The organism is Streptomyces sp. NPDC050422, assembly GCF_044458665.1.
In the GTDB taxonomy this organism is placed as follows: domain Bacteria; phylum Actinomycetota; class Actinomycetes; order Streptomycetales; family Streptomycetaceae; genus Streptomyces.
Genome location: NZ_JBITIE010000022.1, coordinates 74,242 through 93,105, shown reverse-complemented (window position 1 = coordinate 93,105; position 18,864 = coordinate 74,242). Strand labels below are relative to the sequence as shown.

Sequence of the window (18,864 nt, the reverse complement as noted above, 5' to 3'; positions counted from 1 at the left end):
GGCAGGACGGTGAGTACGTACGCGTCAACGAAAGGCGGTCCCCATGACCAGCATGTTCGGCATACTGCGCAGAGCCGTGACCCCGGGGCGCAAGGACGGACTGTCCGTCTCGGCCGCACCGGCACCGGAGCGCCGGCAGCACAACCTCTTCGAGGCGGCCGCCACGTTCGTCGCCGCATCGGTGGAGGAGGACCAGGACCGTATGGACGAGGCAAGCGGCTGGGTGTCGCCGGAGGCGCTCTCGTTCGGCGTCGGCGAACTGGCCTGCCGTGCCGTCATCGCGCTCGCCCGTGAGCGCGACGAGTCGCCGGAGAGGGTGGCCCGTACGCTGCTCGGCCTGGCGGACGGCTGAGGGCTGCCGTCCGGTTCGTCGCCCGAGCCCGCGTCCTGCCTTGTCAGGGCCTCGACGAGCGGGTTACCCACTGGTTAAGGTGCGCCGACGACAACCACGACGGAAGAGGAGGGTGCAGTGACCGGGACGGACAACACAGTCGCCGACGACGACGCACTGTACGTGCTGACTGCGGTCCTGCTGACCCCTGCGCAGTTTCCGAGCGTCCTCGGCGACGACTACCCGGCAGCCTGTGCGGCTCTCGGCCTGGAACCGTACGCCGAGGGGTACGGGCTGATCCTGGGGCAGGACGGGGACGGGGCCCGGTGGACCGTGGTCGTCGACGACGTGTCCCTGGTGGCCGTCGCGATAGCGTCCTGGGACTGCGGGATGGAGTACGACCTGTCGCCGGACGACAACTCGGTGGTCTGCGCACTCCCTGGCTGGCCGCTGGCCGTGGCGGTCGCCGCTCCCGGAGTGAGCGCTCCGCACGATCCGGAGCCGGACCCGGAGGCGGACGGGGAGGACCTGCCGACGCTCTCTCCGCCGGACACCGACGTGTGGGGGCCCGCGCAGCGCCGGCTCGGCGCGGACTCGATCGCGCTGCAGTGGGCGGTCTGGCGGGAGCAGATCGACGACGAGACGGCCTTTGCGCCGGCGGGTGACGGGGACGCGGACCCGGCTGCCGACACGGAAGCCTCGAAAAGCTCGGACGGCCCGGACCGGTCGGGCGACTCGGACCGGTCGGGCGAGGGCACGGAGGCCACCGCGGACGACGCCCCCCGCTCCGGAATGCATCCCGGTGTACGGCGGGCTCTGGCGGAGGCACACACCTACGTGGACACCCCGCCGCCCCCCGGCCGCGTCCGCTCCTCCTTCGCACCCGGCGACGCCCGGATGATCCGGGCCGACGGCCCGGGCTGGTCCATGGTCGCCAGGACCGACGACATCGCCTTCCTGCTGCTGGACGAGGTGCCGGGAGAGATCATGACGGTGGGGCGCGGGACGGAACTGCCCAAGCTGCTCGAGGCCCTGGACGCGATGGCCGTGCGGCCGTCCTGACCTCGGCGGGCGGCCGGACCACCGCGCGCGGGAGCCCCGGGATCCTTCGATCCCGGGGCTCCCGCGCGCGTCAGGGTGTCAGACCCGCTCCAGCGGCCGGTGGGGCTCGGCAGGGAGCTCGACCCTGACCGGATCGCCGGGCCGGACCACGCCGCCCACGGCGACCACACTCATGATCCCGGCCTTGCGGACGATGTGGCCCGCCTCGTCCCGGCCGACGACCCGCTTGAGCAGTCCGTCCTGGAAGTTGTCGATCTGAAGGCACGGGTTGCGCAGCCCCGTGATCTCGACGACGGCCTCGCCGCCGAGGTGCAGCAGGGTACCGACGGGAAGCGCCAGCAGATCGACACCATGGGTGGTGACGTTCTCTCCGAGGTCACCGGGAGAGACGTCGAATCCAGCCTCGCGCACCTCGTCGAACAGCTCTTCGTGCATGAGATGGACCTGGCGCAGATTCGGCTGGGTGGGGTCCTGCGCGACCCTGGAGCGGTGCTTGACCGTCACCCCCGCGTGTACGTCGCCTTCCACGCCCAGCCCGGTCAGCAGCGTCACGCTGTCCCGGTTCGGCTTGGTGAAGCTGTACGCCTCATTGCTGCTCACAGCGGTGACTGTCCCACCCACGGTGCGGGTCCCCTCTCAGCGGCCTATTTCCTTACGCGTGATCCTACGGAGCCTGCGCCGCTGACTCGGATCCAAGGCCAGATAGGCGATCGCGGGCACTCCGATGAGCACCAGCAGCGACAGCCAGAACCCGATGAACGGCATCAGGACGACCGCGACGACAACTCCCCCGATGGCGATCTTTGCGCTGTTCGACATCGTCCACGCCTCCTTCGCGGCCCGTGGCCGCTCCTGCTGTGAGAACGCCTGTGGGTGCCCATCGGTTCCAGCTGCGGCAGAAGCGTCCGCACCGGTCACCTGAGAGGGGCGCCGACCTCGTGCATGTGCTCCAGCGCCTGCCGGTAGGACTCGATGAGCCCGGTCTCTGCGTACGGCATGCCGATTTCCTCGCAGTGCGCCTTGACCAGGGGCTGGGCGAGCCGCAGATGCGGGCGCGGCATGCTCGGGAAGAGGTGGTGCTCGATCTGGTAGTTGAGCCCGCCGAGGAACCAGTCGGTGAGGACGGCGCCGCGCACGTTGCGCGAAGTGAGGACCTGCCGCTGCAGGTGTCCCCAGCGGTCCCCGTCGGGATCGGGCATCTCCATGCCCTTGTGGTTCGGGGCGAAGGCCATGCCGAGGTGGAGGCCGAAGAGCGCATGGTGCACGAGCGCGAACACGACGGCCTTCCCGGGAGACATCACGGTGAGCAGCAGCGTCGCGTAGAGGCCGAGGTGAGCCACCAGAAGTGTGGCCGACAGGGCACGCTCCCTGACGGGCTGCTGCCGCAGGTACTGGAAGCCCGAGATCTTCAGGGCGATGCCTTCGAGGAGCAGCATCGGGAAGAACAGCCGGGCCTGGTTACGGGTGAGCCAGCGGGCGAAGCCCTCGCGCTGCGCCGCCTGCTTCTGGGTCCAGACGAGGGCGCCGACGCCGACGTCCGGGTCCTTGTCGATGTGATTGGGGTTGGCGTGGTGACGTACGTGCTTGTCGTTCCACCACGCCTCGTTCATGCCGAGCAGGAGGTTGGCGTGGATGAAGCCGATGATCCGGCTCACCCGCCGGTCGCCGGTTATCTGGGCATGGCCGGCGTCGTGTCCGACGAAGGCGGTGCGGGACCAGATGATGGCCAGGGGCAGCGTGAGCAGCAGGTTCCACCAGGTGTTCCCGAGGAGCACCACTGCGGTCAGCAGCGCACCCAGTGCGAGCAGATTGGCGGCGATGCCCGCCGCGTACCAGCCGGTGCGTCGTTCGAGGAGCCCCTGCCCCTTGACGGCCCGCAGCAGTGGCGCGAAGTCACTTCCAGCACTTCTGTCACTGTCACGGGTTCGTTCCGCGACGGTGGTTGCGGCCTGAGGCATGATGTCTCCGGTCTTATAGGTGCGCTGACCTGATGAAACGTACGGGTCGCAGATGTATAGCAGCCATGGAGCCACCACCCGGGATTTCCTGGTGCCAGCCCCCTCATTCGCACGGGGGGCTGGCTACACCTGGAAGACATTCGGGGCATTTGTGAGTGATATGAATCACGCTTCGCGGACTGCCGCCGACGACAGCGAAGGAGTACCCTCGGCGACCTCGGCCCACTAGTCAAACTTGAGGACTCTGACATCGCTGTGCACCGCCTCCCCGCAGCAACGCTCTCCGAGATCTCCGCACTCGCCGGCTGTTCCGTGGTCTTCCTGCCCGCGGATCCCGCCCGGACCGGGCGGATCGCCTTCTGGTATCCGGACGGCAGCAGTCCGCCCGATGCCCCCGGAACTGTGGAGGAACTGACCGTCACCGGCGCCGATGCCCTGCCGTACGCGGTGCCGGCACGGATCATCCCGGTCCGGGACGCGCTCGCGGTGCTGACACGCGCCCGGACCGCCGCACACGCTTCCGCGGCAGCCCTGTTCTGGGGGGCGGCGGGGCTGCTGGCCCTGCAGTTCGCCGCCCGGGGGCTGTTGCTGCCGGGGCTGAGCGCCACGGATCACGACGCGTGGCGGGCCGGCCCGCTGACGGCGGACGACCTGACGCGGATCCGTACCCTTGCCGCGTCCATGCCGCCGACCGCCCACGCGGTGCCGGCCGACGCGCTGGCGCAGCCCGTGCTGCTGCCCGAACCGGAATGGCTGGTAAGGGAGTTCCTCGACGCGGTCGCGGACGGCCTGCCGCGCACACCCGGAGCCGCCTTCGCCGCGGGTGGCCCGGCGTTCGCCGCTGACGCACCGCAGCACCTGCCCCATCAGCGGGCCTGGGTCACCGATGTCGCCGCGGGGCACGACGCGGGCGTCCGGCTCTCGCTGCGCGTGGAGGTGTCGGGCCTCGACCGGACCGGCGAGGTGCCCCCGGGACAGCCCTCGGGCCCCTCCTTCCGGGTCGTCCCGCAGATCCATGGCGTGAGCGATCCGACGCTGGTCGCCGACGCCGCCGAGGTCTGGGCCGGCTCGGGACCGGCCGCCGCCGCCTTCGGGCCGAGGGCCCGGATGGACACCCTTCTGATGCTGCGCCGGGCCGCCCGCGCCTGGCCACCCCTGGCTCCCCTGCTGTCGGCTGCCGTACCGGACGCCGTGGAGCCCGCCGACGAGGAGATCGCCGACCTGCTCGGCCCCGCCTCACGGGCGCTCGCCACCACCGGTGTTCAGGTGCACTGGCCCCGGGAGCTGGCCCGCAAGCTGACGGCGCGCGCGGTGATCGGCCCCCCGGACGACACGGACGGCGAAGGCGAGCCGGACGGGAGCCCACGCAACGTGTCGGACACCGCGCCCCTCCTCGCCACCGACTCCCTGCTGACGTTCAACTGGTGGTTCGCCCTCGGTGACCACAAGCTCAGCCGTGCCGAACTCGACCGGCTGGCCGAGGCAGGGCGGCCTCTGGTGCGGCTGCGCGACCAGTGGGTGCTGATCGACCCCGAAGAGGCGCGTCGCGCCCGGGAGACACAGGACCGCAAGGTCACCCCCATCGACGCGCTCGGCGCCGTGCTGACGGGGTCCACCGAGGTCGACGGCCACCGCGTCGACGTCCGGGCGACCGGCTGGCTGGAGCGCCTGCGGCAGCGGGTCGCGGACCCGGAGTCCGGGGCGGGCGAGGAGCCGGCGGTCGGTCAGCCGGCCGCGCTCACCGCTACGTTGCGGGACTACCAGCTCCGCGGCCTGAACTGGCTCCACACGATGACCTCGCTCGGGCTCGGTGGCTGTCTCGCCGACGACATGGGGCTCGGCAAGACCATCACGCTGATCGCCCTGCACCTTCACCGCCAGACGCTCGAAAGGGCTGCCGGACCCACTCTGGTGGTCTGCCCGACCTCGCTGATGGGCAACTGGCAGCGAGAGATCGAGAAGTTCGCCCCGGGCACCCCCGTCCGCCGCTTCCACGGCGCGTCCCGCAGTGTGGAGAACCTGGTGGACGGCGAGTTCGTCCTGACCACGTACGGCACGATGCGGCTGGACGCGCCCCGGCTCGCGGCCGTGCGGTGGGGCATGGTCGTCGCCGACGAGGCGCAGCACGTGAAGAACCCGTACTCGGCGACGGCCAGGCAGCTGCGGACGATCGGCGCGCAGGCGCGGGTCGCCCTCACCGGCACCCCCGTGGAGAACAACCTCTCCGAGCTGTGGGCCATCCTCGACTGGACCACCCCCGGCCTGCTGGGCAGGCTCGGCACCTTCCGCACCCGGTACGCGCGTGCGGTGGAGGGCGGCAGCGACCCCGCGGCGGCCGAGCGACTGGGCGCCCTGGTACGGCCGTTCCTGCTCCGCCGGCGCAAGTCCGATCCTGGCATCGCCCCGGAGCTGCCGCCGAAGACGGAGACGGACCGTGCGGTGTCGCTGACGGCCGAACAGGCGGGCCTGTACGAGGCGGTGGTACGGGAGACGCTGGCCACGATCTCCGAGGCCGACGGGATGGCCCGGCGCGGTCTGGTGGTGAAGCTGCTCACCGCGCTCAAGCAGATCTGCAACCACCCCGCGCAGTACCTCAAGGAGGAGGATCCGAAGGTCGCGGACCGTTCGGGCAAGGTGGAGCTGCTCGACGAGCTGCTGGACACCATCCTCGCCGAGGGCGCGGGCGTCCTCGTGTTCACCCAGTACGTGCAGATGGCCCGGCTGCTGGAGCGGCATCTGGCCGCGCGCGGGATCGGCACCCAGTTCCTGCACGGCGGGACGCCGGTGGCGCAGCGGGAGGCGATGGTCAGCCGGTTCCAGTCGGGCGGGGCACCGGTGTTCCTGCTGTCGCTCAAGGCAGCGGGGACCGGACTCAACCTCACCCGCGCGGGCCATGTGGTGCACTTCGACCGCTGGTGGAACCCGGCCGTGGAGGCGCAGGCCACGGACCGTGCGTACCGCATCGGGCAGACCCAGCCGGTGCAGGTCCACCGGCTGATCGCCGAGGGCACGATCGAGGACCGGATCGCGGAGATGCTGGCCCGCAAACAGGGGCTCGCGGACGCGGTGCTCGGTTCCGGCGAGAGCGCCCTGACCGAGCTCAGCGATGCGGAACTGGCCGATCTGGTGGAGCTGCGAGGGGGCGCACGATGAGCGACGGATACGAGTCGGACGCGTTCGGTGACCGGTACGACGGGGACGGGCAGGACGACACGGCGCCCGGGCAGGAGCGCACCTTCGCCGCGCTGCCCCCGGCGCAGGGCCGCGGCTTCGCCGAGTCCTGGTGGGGCCGGGCCTGGCTGAAGGCCCTGGAGGACACCGCGCTCGACGGACAACAGCTCAAGAAGGGGCGCCGGTTCGCCCGCGAGGGCCGGGTCGGCGCGGTTTCCGTGCGGCCGGGCCGGATCACCGCGGTGGTCCGGGACCGGGACGAGAGCGGCTACCGCAGCGACGTACTGCTCCAGGAGTTGACCGAGGAGGAATGGGACCGCTTCCTGGACATGGCCGTCGACCGGGCCGGGCACATCGCCGCACTGCTCGACCGGGAGATGCCGCCGCATCTGGTCGAGGACGCGGCCGCGGCCGGGGTGGACCTGCTGCCGGGCATCGGCGACCTCGACCCGGAGTGCGCCTGCGAGGCCTGGGACCACTGCCCGCACACCGCCGCACTCTGCTACCAGGTGGCGCGGCTGCTGGACCAGGATCCGTTCGTCGTACTCCTGATGCGGGGCCGCGGGGAACGGCGGCTGCTGGACGAGCTCCAGGTGCGGATCGCCGCCAGGGCGGCGGGTCACGCGCCGTCAGCCACGGCGGACGAGCCCGCCGAGGAGACCGCGGAGCAAGCCGTGGTGCGCGGGATCCCGGCGACGGAGGCCTACGCGGCAGCCGGCATCCTTCCGCCGCTGCCCCCGGTCCCGGAGCTTCCCGACGAGCCGGGCCCGGCTCCGTCCCTGGACGCGGAGACCGATCCCGAGCCGGGCGTGGACCCGGCGGCCCTGGAGATGCTGGCCACGGACGGCGCGGCGCGCGCGCACCGGATGCTCGCGGAGGCACTGGCACCCGGGCACGGACAGCAGCCCGTCCCGGCAGGCCTGACGCCCGAACAGGACGCGGTGCGGCTGGCGGCCGACGCGCGGCCCGAGCCGTGGATCGCGGACCGGCTGGCGACCGGATCGGGCCGGCAACGCGCAGGTCTGCCGGCCGCGGTGCGCGCCTGGCAGTACGGCGGCGCGGCCGCGCTCGCCGTGCTCGACGAGGAGTGGACGCCGGACGCCGCCGCGCTGGCCCGGGCCAGGACGCGGCTCGCCGGAGCCTGGGAGGAGGACGAGGCGCCCCGGCTGCGGGCCGAGCGCAATCGCTGGACGTCGGCGGACGGCACGGTTCAGCTGCGCTACGGGCGGGACGGGCGCTGGTATCCGTACCGCAAGGAGAGCGGCCGCTGGACTCCGGCGGGGCCCTCCGACGAGGATCCGGCGGCGGCCTGGGCGGACGCGGCGGCCTCCGCCGACGTCTGACAAGGGCTCGACTGCGGCGGGCTGGGGATCATCGCCCCTGCCCGCCGCCGTGTTCTGCCCGGGAGTTCAACTCGATGTCACCGGCCGTTGAGGAGCGCGGCGGAACGTGACGGCCGTCAGATCCCTATGCCCCCAGGAGGCCCCATGTCCGCGCGTGCAGTCCGTCGATCCCTTGCCGTCGGGCTGCCGCTCGCCCTGCTCGGCACGGTGGGTGTCGCAGGCACCGCAACCGGCGCGCAGGACCGGCACCACCGCCCCGAAGGCGCCGCGCGGGTCACCGCGAGCGCCCTGCTCGGGGACGTTTCGCTGGCCGGCTTCAGCAACGGGCTGCTGCCCGGGTCCGTCGCGGACGACCGTGGCGTGATGCTCGGCGGAATCGGCAGCGACATCTACCCGGCCGGCCGCACGGGCGAGTTCTGGACCGTCACGGACCGCGGCCCGAACGGCCAGATCAAGGTGGACGGCACCAAGCGGCGCACCTTCCCCGTCCCCGGGTTCGACCCGGCGATCGTCAAGGTTCGGGTGAGCGGCAAGCGCGTCGAGGTGCTGCGGTCCATCCCGCTGACCACGCGGTCCGGCGCTCCCGTCACGGGTCTGCCGAACCAGGCGGGACGGGACGAGGCCCCGTACTCCTACGACGCGAAGACGCCTCTCACGTACAACCCGAACGGTCTGGACACGGAAGGCATCGTCCGCAGCGCGGACGGCTCGTTCTGGCTGGTCGACGAGTACGGCCCCTCTCTGGTGCACGTCTCCGAACGCGGCCGGGTGCTGGCCCGTTACGTCCCCGAGGGCCTGAACCTCAAGGGCGCGGACTATCCCGTCGTTGAGGCGCTGCCCGGCGTCCTGCTGCACCGGAAGATCAACCGCGGCTTCGAGGGCCTGGCCCTGCTGCCGGGCGGCGATCTGGTGCTCGCCGTCCAGAGCCCGCTGTCGTTGCCCGACGAGGACGCGGGCGAGGCCTCGCGCAATGTGCGGCTGCTGCGCTTCTCCCCGAAGAAGCGCGCGGTCACGGCCGAGTACGCGTACCGCTTCGACGCGGTGGGCGTCGTGGATCCGGGTGAGGACGACACGTCCGAGCTGAAGGTCTCCTCCGTCGTCGCGATCGGCGGCAACGACCTCCTGGTCGAGGAGCGCACCGACCGGGCGGCCCGTCTGCACCGGGTCACGCTCCCCCGCGGCGCCGGCATCCTGGGCTCCCGCTGGGACGCCCCGTCCGCTTCGCCCTCGTACGAGGAGCTGACGGACCCGGCGGCCTCGGGCGTCCCGGTACTGCGCAAGAGTCTCGTCGTCGACCTGGGCACGGTCGCGGGCGTGCCCGGAAAGATCGAGGGTGTGGCGGTGACGGGCCGCAGCACGCTCGCCCTCATCAACGACAACGACTTCGGCATGACCGACGGGGCGGGCGCCTTCGACGCGGCCGGCCGACTGGTCGACTCCGGGATCGAGACGTCCGTGACGCTGCTCAAGCTGCCCCGCCCGCTGACGCGCTGACGGACCGAAGGTTCCTGGCCGCCGGACCACTTCTTCCGGCGGCCAGGAAGCCGCTCGACCGGCTTTCCCGTCGACTCCCCCTCTCTCGCACCGATTTCGCTCTCGTGCCGTCTTCCGTCACGCGCAGGACGCCCGTACGGTGGGGCGCGCACATGGCCCGGCCGCACAGCGGACAGCACATTCCGGTCATCGGACAAGAGGAGAGTCACGGGCCGCCGGGGAACCGGGCCCCGGGCCGGCTGACCCGTCGCCCCGCCTCTTGCCCTGCCCCTCCCCCCACACCCAGGAGTACGCATGGACCGCAGAAGGATCCTTCAGGGCGCCGCGGCGACGGCCGCGGGGGTGCTGCTTCCCGCCTCCGTCCGCGCCACCGCGGCGACGGCGGGCGACACGGACTATCCGGCGGCCCACTGGGTACCGGCCTCGACGTCCAACTACACGGTCTCGACCCGGCCTTCGGCGTATCCGGTGCAGTACGTGATCATCCATGTCACCCAGGAGACGTTCTCGGACGCCGTGGCGATCTTCCAGAATCCGGCGAAACAGGTGTCCGCGCACTATGTGGTGCGCTCGGCCGACGGCTACATCGACCAGTGTGTGCGGGAGAAGAACGTCGCCTGGCATGCGGGGAACTGGGACTACAACACCCGCAGCATCGGCATCGAGCACGAGGGCTATGTCGACCAGCCCGCGTACTTCACCGACGCCATGTACGAGAAGTCGGCCCTGCTGACCGCATCGGTGTGCGACCGCTACGCCATCCCGAAGGACCGCGCGCACATCCTCGGCCATGTACAGGTCCCGGGTACGGACCACACGGACCCGGGCCCGAACTGGGACTGGGTCCGCTACATCCGCATGGTCAACCTCCTGGGCGCGACGTGACCCGCTGACCGGCCGGCGCCCCCTGCGGGCCCTCCGCGACCACCGGGGTGCGGACGAAGAGGACACCCTCCACATCACCGTCGGGTGCGCCGTAGACATGGGGCGCGTCGGCCCGCCAGTGCGCGGAAGCGCCCGGGCCGGCCGTCCTGATGTCGTCCGGCGGGCCGACGACGGCCGTCCCGCTCAGCACCATCAGACTCTCCCGCGCGCCCGGGACGTGCGCCTCCGACTCCTGGACGGCCCCCGCCCGGATGCTGACCCGGAACACGTCGGTGACCGCGGCGTCGTCCTCGTACCGTTCCAGCAGGACGGCGGTGACCGCGCTCCCGGAGACGCCCGGAGGGGTCGGGCCCCGGCCTCCCGTCGGCAGCGGATCGCTCAGTACGGCGCTGAGCGGCAACCCGAGCGCGGTGGTGAGTGCGTACAACGTCTCCAGGGTGGGATTGCGCGTCCCGCTCTCCAGCTCCGAGAGCGTGCCCTTGCCCACGCGGGAGCGCCGGGAGAGCTCCGAGAGGGACAGGTCCCGCTCGCGCCGCAGCGTGCGCAGTCTGCGCCCCACGTCCTCGTTCAGCCCCATCGGCCGTGCACCCGCTCCGCTGTCCTGGTTGACGGGCGTCGGCCCGCCTCTCTAGTGTTCCATATACAGAACGTTCCGTATACGGAACGCGCAGCTCAGGAAGTGGCTCACGCATGCTCGCGATCACCCGCATACGCTCGATCGCGCCACCGTCGGCGGTGGTCGCCGGACTGATCGCCGTCATGGTCGGTGTCACGAGTTCGGCGGCGCTGGTCTTCACGGCCGCGCGGGCGGCGGGGGCGGACTCGCGCGAGATCTCCTCCTGGATGCTCGCCCTCGGCGTCGGCCTGGCCTGCACCTGCATCGGGCTGTCGCTGCGCTACCGGGCCCCCGTCGTGACCGCGTGGTCGACGCCGGGGGCCGCGCTGCTCACGACCGGTCTCAGCGGCGTGTCGATGGCTCAGGCGGTCGGCGCGTTCGTCTTCTCGGCACTGCTCATCCTCGTGAGCGGGGTGACGGGCTGGTTCAGCCGGCTCATGGGCCGGATCCCGGTGCCGCTGGCCGCCGCACTGCTCGCCGGGGTGCTGCTGCGGTTCGGCACGGGGCTGTTCAGCACGATGCACGGCGGATTCGCGGTCGCGTTCCCCATGTTCGCGCTCTACCTCCTGGGCCGGCGCCTGCTGCCCCGGTACGCGGTCCTGCTGGCGCTCGCCGCGGGCGTGGTGGCCACCGTGTTCACCGGCGGCTGGCAGCTGGGCCGGGTCCGACTCGCCCTGGCGACCCCGGTGTTCACCGCTCCGGAGTTCGACTGGAAGGTCCTCGTCAGCGTCGGCGCGCCCTTGTTCGTCGTCACGATGGCCTCGCAGAACCTGCCCGGCGTCGCCGTGATCCGCGGCGCGGGCTACGACGTGCCGGTCTCGCCCCTGATGACGTGGACCGGCGCGGCCAACGCCGTCCTGGCGCCCTTCGGAGCCTTCGGCCTCAATCTGGCCGCGATCACGGCCGCCATCTGCACGGGCGAGGAAGCACACCCCGACCGCGACAGGCGCTTCCTGGCCGCGGTGTGGGCGGGCGTCTTCTACCTCTGTGTCGGGCTGCTCGGCGCGACCGTCGCCTCGCTCCTCACCGCGATGCCGCAGGAACTCGTCCTGGCGATCGCCGGCATCGGCCTGCTCGCCACCATCGAGGCTTCGCTGACTGCGGCACTGGCCGACAAGGCGTCCCGGGAAGCCGCCGTGGTGACCTTCCTCGCCACGGCCTCCGGAGTGACGCTGCTGGGGATCGGCTCCGCGTTCTGGGGGCTGCTGGCCGGCCTGGTCACCGCCGCGATCGCCTCGGTGGGACGCCCACGCCGCAAGGAACCCGCACCCGAGCCGCTGCCGGACGAGGTCCGCGTCCACTGAGACCCGTCGGGCCCCGCCACCCCCTCCTGTCCCGTCCGTGGGACGGGGTTGCCCCGGACGGCGGGAGCGGGGTGGGATGGACACCATGCAGAAAGCGGTTTCCCCACCCTCCGCCGAACCCCTGGCGCCCTTCGACCACCTCGACCACCGTTACCGCGGCGAGAACCCGTTCCGCACCCTCGGACATCTCTTCCGGCCGGACCGCGGCCGGCTGGCTCTCGCGGTCGCCTTCTTCGTCGTGAAGCACAGTCCCATCTGGCTGCTTCCCCTGATCACCGCCACGGTCCTGGACGTGGTCGTCCAGCACGGACCGGAATCCAGGCTCTGGAAGGCCACCGGCGTCCTGTTGTTCATCCTCGTGATCAACTACCCGCTCCACCAGTGGTACGTACGCTGCCTCGGCGGCAGCATCCGGCGCATGGGCACGACCCTGCGCTCGGCGCTGTGCCGCCGCATGCAGCAACTGTCCATCGGCTATCACTCGCGGGTCAGTTCGAGCGTCCTGCAGGCCAAGGTGGTCCGCGACGTGGAGTCCGTCGAGCAGATGATGCAGCAGAGCGCCGACATGGGACTCGGCGCCGTCGTGACCCTGGTCGGCGGCCTCGTCGTCATCGGCGTGCGCGTGCCCGCCTTCCTTCCGGTCTTCCTGATCGTGGTGCCCGCGGCAGGCTTCCTCGTGATGAAGCTCCGCGCCCGGCTGCGCAGTCACAACGAGTCCTTCCGGCGCGAGGTCGAGCAGCTCTCCTCCCGCGTCGGCGAGATGACCACCCTCATCCCCATCACCCGCGCCCACGGACTGGAGCGCACCGCGCTCGGCCGGGTCGACGGCTCGCTGCGCCAGGTCTTCGCGGCCGGTCTGCGCCTGGACGTGATCAACGGCCGCTTCGGATCCCTGGCCTGGGTCATCCTCAACACGCTCGGCGTGCTGTGCCTGACGGGGTCGGCACTGGTCGCGTACCACGGCTGGATGCCCATCACCCCCGGCGACGTCGTGATGCTCAGCGCCTTCTTCACCGTCCTGACCGGCTCGGTGACCACGCTGCTGGGCCTGGCCCCCATCCTCACCAAGGGGCTGGAGTCGGTGCGTTCGGCGGGTGAGGTGCTCCAGGCGCCCGACCTCGAACACAACGCGGGCAAGGCGCAGATCGACCGCGTCACCGGCCGGATCGACTTCGAGGACGTCGGCTTCGCCTACGAGGACGCGGCCCCCGCCGTCGACGGATTCACCCTCTCCGCACGGCCGGGCGAGACCATCGCGCTGGTCGGCGCGTCGGGCGCGGGCAAGTCGACCGTCCTGAACCTCCTCATCGGCTTCATCCGGCCCACGTCGGGCCGCATCATGCTCGACGGCACCGACATGGCGGGGCTCGATCTGCGCAGCTACCGGCGGTTCCTGTCCGTGGTGCCGCAGGAGTCGATCCTCTTCGAGGGCAGCATCCGCGAGAACGTGACGTACGGGATGGGTGACACGGACGAGGCCACGCTGATACGCGCGCTGACGGACGCCAACGCGCTGGAGTTCGTCAGGGATCTGCCGCTCGGCCTCGACACGGTCGTCGGCGAGCGGGGCGCACGTCTCTCGGGCGGCCAGAAGCAGCGGCTCGCCATCGCCCGGGCGCTGATCCGCGACCCCAGGGTGCTGGTGCTCGACGAGGCCACGTCCGCACTGGACAACCGCTCCGAGGCCCTCGTACAGGAAGCCCTCTCCCGGCTCGTGCACGGCCGTACCGTCTTCGTCGTCGCCCACCGGCTCTCCACGATCCAGGGCGCCGACCGCATCGTGGCGATGGAGGGCGGCCGGATCGCGGAGGTGGGGACGCACGAGGAACTGATCGGCCGGGAAGGGGTGTACGCGGGCCTGCAGCCCGCCTACCCGTAGCCGGCCAGGCCGGTGGCGTCCCGCGGCTCACCAGTCGTGGACGCTGCCGTCGCGGAGACGGTTGACCGGAAGGTAGGCCCGCGCGTACGGGTGCGCGGCCGCCGCCTCCTCGTCCAGCTCCACGCCGATGCCCGGCGTCTCGCCCGGGTGCAGGTACCCGTCGGTGAAGGTGTAGCCGTGCCGGAACACCTCCTCGGTACGGGAGTTGTGGCCGGAGTACTCCTGGATGCCGAAGTTGTGGATGGCGAGGTCGAGGTGGACGGCCGCGGCCATGCCCACCGGCGAGATGTCCTCAGGTCCGTGGACAGCACTCTTGACCTGGTACTGGGCGGCGAAGTCGAAGAGCTTGCGCAACGGTGTGACCCCGCCGAAGTGCGTGACCGCCGAACGCGCGTAGTCGATCAGCTGCTCGGTGATCAGTGCCTGGTAGTCGTACACGGTGTTGAAGACCTCGCCGACGGCCAGGGGCGTGGTGGTGTGGCGGCGGACCAGACGCAGCGCCTCCTGGTTCTCGGCGGGAGTGCAGTCCTCCAGCCAGAACGGCCGGTACGGCTCCAGGTCCTTGCCGAGCCGCGCCGCCTGGATCGGGGTGAGCCGGTGGTGGGAGTCATGGAGCAGCGGCAGCTCGGTGCCGAACTCCGCGCGTACCGCCTCGAAGACGGCCGGCATGTGACGCAGGTACGCGTCCGTGTCCCAGTCCTCCACCAGGGGGCGGGCCTGCTGGTGGGCGACCGTGGCGCCGTGGTCGTCCTGGTTGTACACCCCGTACACGGCCTTGAGTCCGGGGATGCCGGTCTGGATGCGGACGGCGGGGTAGCCCTCGGCCAGCCTGGCCCGTACGGAGTCGAGGAGTTCGGGGATGTCACGGCCGTTGGCGTGGCCGTAGGTGCCGATACGGTCCCGGCTCGCGCCGCCCAGCAACTGGTAGAGCGGCAGGCCGGCGGCCTTCGCCTTGATGTCCCACAGCGCCACGTCCACGGCGGCGATCGCGGCCATCGTCACCGGCCCGCGCCGCCAGTAGGCGCCGCGGTAGAGGTACTGCCAGGTGTCCTCGATCCTGTGCGGGTCGAGGCCGGTGAGCAGGGGCGCCACATGCTCGCTGAGGTAGCTGACGACCGCCAGCTCCCGTCCGTTGAGCGTGGCGTCGCCCAGGCCCGTGAGGCCCTCGTCGGTGGTCAGCTTCAGGGTGACGAAGTTGCGTCCCGGGCTGGTGACGACGACCTTCGCGTCGACGATCTTCATGCGCGCTCTCACCTGTTCCGTCCCCGATGCGGCCGTCCGGACGCAGCCAACCACAGTCTGCCGCGGCGGGCCCCCGCCGGCCTGCGCGAGCAGGCCGGCGGGGCTTCTCGAGTCCGCGTTCGAGCGGCAGGAGGACCGGGATCGACGTTCACGAACCGTGCCGGACGCTTCTCAGCCCGGCAGTCCCCGAACGAACTCGGCGACCAGGGCCGCCACCGCTTCCGGAGCCTCCATGTGCATGAGATGGGTGGCATCGATCCGGCTGACGCCGATCGTCGGCCGCGTGCCCGAGAGTGCGGCCAGGTCCTCGGAGACCTCGGTCGCGAACCGGGTGTTGAACTCGCTGAACCACTCCATGCCGGGCGCGGGCGGCAGGCTTCGGCCTGCCTGTACGAGCAGCAGCGGGGGCTCGATCCCGTCCAGCCAGGTGGTGACACCGAGATCGCCGAGCCGGTGGAGTTCGGCGAGGATCCCCAGCGCCGCCGCCCGTTCCGGGAACGTCTGCCACGTGCCGTCGGGCAGCGGGCGTGCGGCGGCGCGGGCCGCTGCTTCCGCGAGGGCGGCGGGAATCCCGAGCCGGGCGGAGCCGGCGGCCTGCCCCTCGATGTACTCGGGTGGCGCGACCGCCCCGGCCGACGCCAGCAGCCCCTCACTCACCCGTTCGGCGCCCGGGTAGTCGCGTCCCCACCAAAAACCGTCGAGGTTCACGGCGGCCCGGGCACGGTCCGGATTCGCCCGGGCGTACTCGACCGCGACCAGTCCGCCGAGGGAATGGCCAACCAGGACGGCCTCCGGCACGTCATGGGCGTCGAGCGTGTCCGTGACGTGCCGCACCACGTCGGGGATGGTCCAGGGGATGGTTCCGGGAGAGCGGCCGTGCCCGGGGTGGTCGAGTGCGAGAACACGGTGGCCGGCCGTGAGGTGCGCGGCCGAGGCGTCCCAGTCGGCGTGCGACCGTCCGTAACCGTGCAGGAGAACCAGTTGAGGGCCATCGCCCCCGTAGTCATGGGCATGTAGGAGTGTCATTGGACGTCACTGTAGGGGCGCACAGCGCCTCGGGCACGGGATTAACGATCTCTCTCGCACGTCAACTGCCTACCTGAGCAGGCGCGTCCGGGACAGGCCCTGCGGAAGCCGGCGAGAGCGACCGGTGATCCGGGAAGCGGGATTCGGAGAGGTTTTCTAGAAGAATCCTCTAGTTCTCATGGGATAGGCTCTCGGCCATGGCGAACAGCGCGTCAGCGTGCACGGCGGGGACTTCGCAGGACGACGGAGCGGAATCATGACGCCCAAGCAGCAGCGCGGCGAGGCCACCGTCGACCGCCTCCTGACCGCCGCGCTGGAGGTCTACGCCACGTCGGGCCAGTCCGGCTTCACGGTGAACGCGGTCACGACGGCCAGCGGTGTCAGCCTCGGCAGCCTCTATCACCACTTCGGCAGCTTCGACGGTCTCGCGGCGGCCCTGTACATCCGCTGCATGGAGCAGTTGTTCGACGAGATGATCGCCGCTCTCGGACGGACCCGCACGGCCCGCACCGGAGTCCGGGCACTCGTCCGCGCCTATCTCCGCTTCACCCAGGAGCACCCTGACGCCGCACTCTTCGTGCACGCCTCCGCCTACTCCGGCTACCTGTCCGCCCACGCGGACCGCATTCGCACGGCCAAGGCGGCCAAGATGACCGTCGTCGCCGAGTGGATGCTGCCGAGGGTCCTGTCGGGCGAGATGGCCCCTCTGCCCGGCCCGCTGCTGGAGGTCCTGGTGATGGGGCCGATCGCCGAGGCCGCGCACCGCTGGCTCGCCAGCACGTACGACATGGACCTCGCCGAGGCGGAGCGGATCCTGCCCGACCGGATCTGGCGCTCGCTTCAGCCCTGACCTCACCGAAGACCGGCTGCGTGACCGCCAGGGGGCTCCTGCCCCCGGCCCGTCGCCGTGGGCTCCTGCCTCCGGCCCGTCGCCGTCCGGGTGAGCCGGGTCACTTCCCGACAGCCTTCACGCATGGCTTCCCCCTTCCGGGGCAGATGGCCAGACCGCTGGGAATCACCCGGCGTCGAACCCATGGCCACCGAAAGGGCAGCACACGACGTGTCGGCACAACACACCATCCAGGTAGCGGGAGAGTGGCGCGCGGCCGCCTCCGGCGCCACGCGCGAGATCCTCGACCCCGTCGACGCGACCGCCTTCGCGGTCGTGTCGGAGGGCGACGTCGTGGACGCGGACGCCGCGGTCGCCGCCGCCAGGGCCGCCTTTGACGCGGGGCCGTGGCCGCACACCCCCGTCGCCGAGCGCGCCGCACTGCTGAGGCGGGTGGCCGGGCTGCTGGAGCGCGACCGGGAGCGACTCGGCGCGCTGGAGTGCCGTGACGCGGGCAAGACCCTCGAAGAGGGCCGGGTCGACGTGGACTGTGTGCGCGACGCCTTCCGCTACTTCGCCGACCTCGTCATGAACGAGAGCGGAGGACGGGTCGTCGACGCCGGGTCCGAGGAGATCCACAGCGTCGTGGTGCATGAGCCCGTGGGCGTCTGCGGCCTCATCACCCCGTGGAACTACCCTCTTCTCCAGGCCAGTTGGAAGATCGCTCCGGCGCTCGCCGCGGGCAACACCTTCGTGATCAAGCCCAGTGAGATCACCCCGCTCACCACCGTCGCCCTCGTCGCGCTGCTCGCCGAGGCCGGACTGCCGGCCGGTGTGGCGAACATCGTGACCGGTCCCGGCGCCACGGTCGGCGCCCGGCTGGCGGACCACCCCGATGTCGACCTGGTCTCCTTCACGGGCGGGCTCGCCAGCGGCACGAAGGTGATGCGGGCCGCCGCGGACTCGGTCAAGAAGGTCGCGCTCGAACTCGGCGGCAAGAACCCCAATGTGGTCTTCGCCGACGCGTGCGCCACCGAGGAGGGTTTCGACACGGCCGTCGACCAGGCGCTGAACGCCGCGTTCATCCACAGCGGCCAGGTCTGCTCCGCCGGATCCAGGCTGATCGTCGAGGAGTCGGTGCGGGAGCGCTTCGTGGCCGAGCTCGCGCGACGCGCCGAACGGATCCGGATCGGCCGCGGGACGGACGAGGGCGTCGAGTGCGGCCCGCTCGTCTCCGCGCAGCAGCTCGCCAGGACCGAGGAGTTCGTCGCCTCCGCACTCAAGGAGGGCGCGGTGCTGCGGGCGGGCGGCGAGCGTCCGGAAGGGCCCGGCTACTTCTACCGGCCGACGGTCCTGGACCACTGCGACCGCTCCATGCGCGTCGTACGCGAGGAGGTGTTCGGTCCGGTACTGACCGTCGAGACCTTCCGTACGGAGGACGAGGCCGTGGCCCTCGCCAACGACACCGAGTACGGCCTGGCCGGCGGTGTGTGGACGGCCGACGCGGGCCGCGGCCGCCGGGTCGCGGCGCGGCTGCGGCACGGCACGGTCTGGATCAACGACTTCCACCCCTATCTGCCGCAGGCGGAATGGGGCGGCTTCGGCAAGTCCGGCATCGGCCGGGAACTGGGCCCGACGGGCCTGGCCGAGTACCGCGAGTCCAAGCACATCTACCAGAACCTCGCCCCGCGCCCGGTGCGCTGGTTCGCGGGCTGAACGGGGAG

16 protein-coding genes are annotated in these 18,864 nt (G+C 71.5%); 10 read left to right on the top strand and 6 right to left on the bottom strand.

The annotated features are described in order from the left end of the window. Nucleotides 1–43: 43 nt before the first annotated feature. Together ACIBJG_RS31030 and ACIBJG_RS31025 are read left to right on the top strand one after the other, a co-directional pair. Complete coding sequence (locus tag ACIBJG_RS31030; RefSeq protein ID WP_399312510.1) at nucleotides 44–352, top strand: hypothetical protein; 309 nt, start codon at nucleotides 44–46, stop codon at nucleotides 350–352. 117 nt (nucleotides 353–469) lie between these two features. Beyond that, entirely contained in the window at nucleotides 470–1,393 is a 924-nt protein-coding gene (locus ACIBJG_RS31025; protein WP_399312509.1) for a hypothetical protein, read from the top strand. Nucleotides 1,394–1,471: 78 nt separating this feature from the next. On the opposite strand, the gene ACIBJG_RS31020 is transcribed toward ACIBJG_RS31025, so the two are convergent. The 3 genes from ACIBJG_RS31020 to ACIBJG_RS31010 all read right to left on the bottom strand — a co-directional run bounded on the left by ACIBJG_RS31020 (nucleotide 1,472) and on the right by ACIBJG_RS31010 (nucleotide 3,351). Continuing rightward, the gene (locus ACIBJG_RS31020; RefSeq protein WP_399312508.1) at nucleotides 1,472–2,014 is read right to left on the bottom strand and encodes an MOSC domain-containing protein; all 543 of its coding nucleotides are present in this window, start codon (nucleotides 2,012–2,014) and stop codon (nucleotides 1,472–1,474) included. Between the two features lie 15 nt (nucleotides 2,015–2,029). Further along, nucleotides 2,030–2,212 carry a hypothetical protein gene (locus ACIBJG_RS31015; RefSeq protein ID WP_136325839.1) on the bottom strand — a complete coding sequence of 61 codons (183 nt, stop codon included), beginning with the start codon at nucleotides 2,210–2,212 and terminating at the stop codon, nucleotides 2,030–2,032. Nucleotides 2,213–2,307: 95 nt separating this feature from the next. After that, complete coding sequence (locus ACIBJG_RS31010) at nucleotides 2,308–3,351, bottom strand: fatty acid desaturase family protein (protein WP_399312506.1); 1,044 nt, start codon at nucleotides 3,349–3,351, stop codon at nucleotides 2,308–2,310. Nucleotides 3,352–3,606: 255 nt separating this feature from the next. Here ACIBJG_RS31010 and ACIBJG_RS31005 point away from each other — a divergent pair, with 255 nt between their 5' ends. The 4 genes from ACIBJG_RS31005 (at nucleotide 3,607) to ACIBJG_RS30990 (ending at nucleotide 10,244) form a co-directional block, all read left to right on the top strand. After that, the gene (locus ACIBJG_RS31005; RefSeq protein WP_399312504.1) at nucleotides 3,607–6,504 is read left to right on the top strand and encodes a DEAD/DEAH box helicase; all 2,898 of its coding nucleotides are present in this window, start codon (nucleotides 3,607–3,609) and stop codon (nucleotides 6,502–6,504) included. Beyond that, nucleotides 6,501–7,865: an SWF or SNF family helicase gene (locus ACIBJG_RS31000; RefSeq protein ID WP_399312502.1), complete on the top strand. Its 1,365-nt coding sequence runs from the start codon at nucleotides 6,501–6,503 to the stop codon at nucleotides 7,863–7,865. The genes ACIBJG_RS31005 and ACIBJG_RS31000 overlap by 4 nt, the downstream gene beginning before the upstream one ends. Nucleotides 7,866–8,009: 144 nt before the next feature. Then, on the top strand, nucleotides 8,010–9,359 hold the full coding sequence (locus tag ACIBJG_RS30995; protein ID WP_399312501.1) for an esterase-like activity of phytase family protein: 1,350 nt from the start codon (nucleotides 8,010–8,012) through the stop codon (nucleotides 9,357–9,359). Between the two features lie 294 nt (nucleotides 9,360–9,653). Continuing rightward, nucleotides 9,654–10,244 (top strand): N-acetylmuramoyl-L-alanine amidase, encoded by a 591-nt coding sequence (locus ACIBJG_RS30990; protein WP_399312500.1) that lies wholly within the window; start codon nucleotides 9,654–9,656, stop codon nucleotides 10,242–10,244. Here the strand turns inward: ACIBJG_RS30990 and ACIBJG_RS30985 are convergent. After that, a complete protein-coding gene (locus tag ACIBJG_RS30985; RefSeq protein WP_399312499.1) occupies nucleotides 10,222–10,821 on the bottom strand; it encodes a helix-turn-helix domain-containing protein in 600 nt (199 codons plus the stop codon). The two genes, ACIBJG_RS30990 and ACIBJG_RS30985, sit on opposite strands and share 23 nt — an antisense overlap. A 113-nt stretch (nucleotides 10,822–10,934) precedes the next feature. On the opposite strand from ACIBJG_RS30985, the gene ACIBJG_RS30980 reads away from it, so the two are divergent. Both ACIBJG_RS30980 and ACIBJG_RS30975 read left to right on the top strand, forming a co-directional pair. Then, entirely contained in the window at nucleotides 10,935–12,164 is a 1,230-nt protein-coding gene (locus ACIBJG_RS30980; RefSeq protein WP_399312498.1) for a benzoate/H(+) symporter BenE family transporter, read from the top strand. Between the two features lie 85 nt (nucleotides 12,165–12,249). After that, a complete protein-coding gene (locus ACIBJG_RS30975) occupies nucleotides 12,250–14,043 on the top strand; it encodes an ABC transporter ATP-binding protein (protein WP_399312497.1) in 1,794 nt (597 codons plus the stop codon). A 27-nt stretch (nucleotides 14,044–14,070) separates the two neighbouring features. Here ACIBJG_RS30975 and manD read toward each other — a convergent pair whose 3' ends face one another. After that, nucleotides 14,071–15,285: a D-mannonate dehydratase ManD gene (gene manD, locus ACIBJG_RS30970; protein ID WP_399312495.1), complete on the bottom strand. Its 1,215-nt coding sequence runs from the start codon at nucleotides 15,283–15,285 to the stop codon at nucleotides 14,071–14,073. A 171-nt stretch (nucleotides 15,286–15,456) separates the two neighbouring features. After that, entirely contained in the window at nucleotides 15,457–16,311 is an 855-nt protein-coding gene (locus tag ACIBJG_RS30965) for an alpha/beta fold hydrolase (RefSeq protein WP_399312492.1), read from the bottom strand. Between the two features lie 256 nt (nucleotides 16,312–16,567). On the opposite strand from ACIBJG_RS30965, the gene ACIBJG_RS30960 reads away from it, so the two are divergent. Continuing rightward, nucleotides 16,568–17,161: a TetR/AcrR family transcriptional regulator gene (locus ACIBJG_RS30960; protein ID WP_399312490.1), complete on the top strand. Its 594-nt coding sequence runs from the start codon at nucleotides 16,568–16,570 to the stop codon at nucleotides 17,159–17,161. 183 nt (nucleotides 17,162–17,344) lie between these two features. Next, a complete protein-coding gene (locus ACIBJG_RS30955; RefSeq protein WP_399312488.1) occupies nucleotides 17,345–18,856 on the top strand; it encodes an aldehyde dehydrogenase family protein in 1,512 nt (503 codons plus the stop codon). Nucleotides 18,857–18,864: the final 8 nt, after the last annotated feature.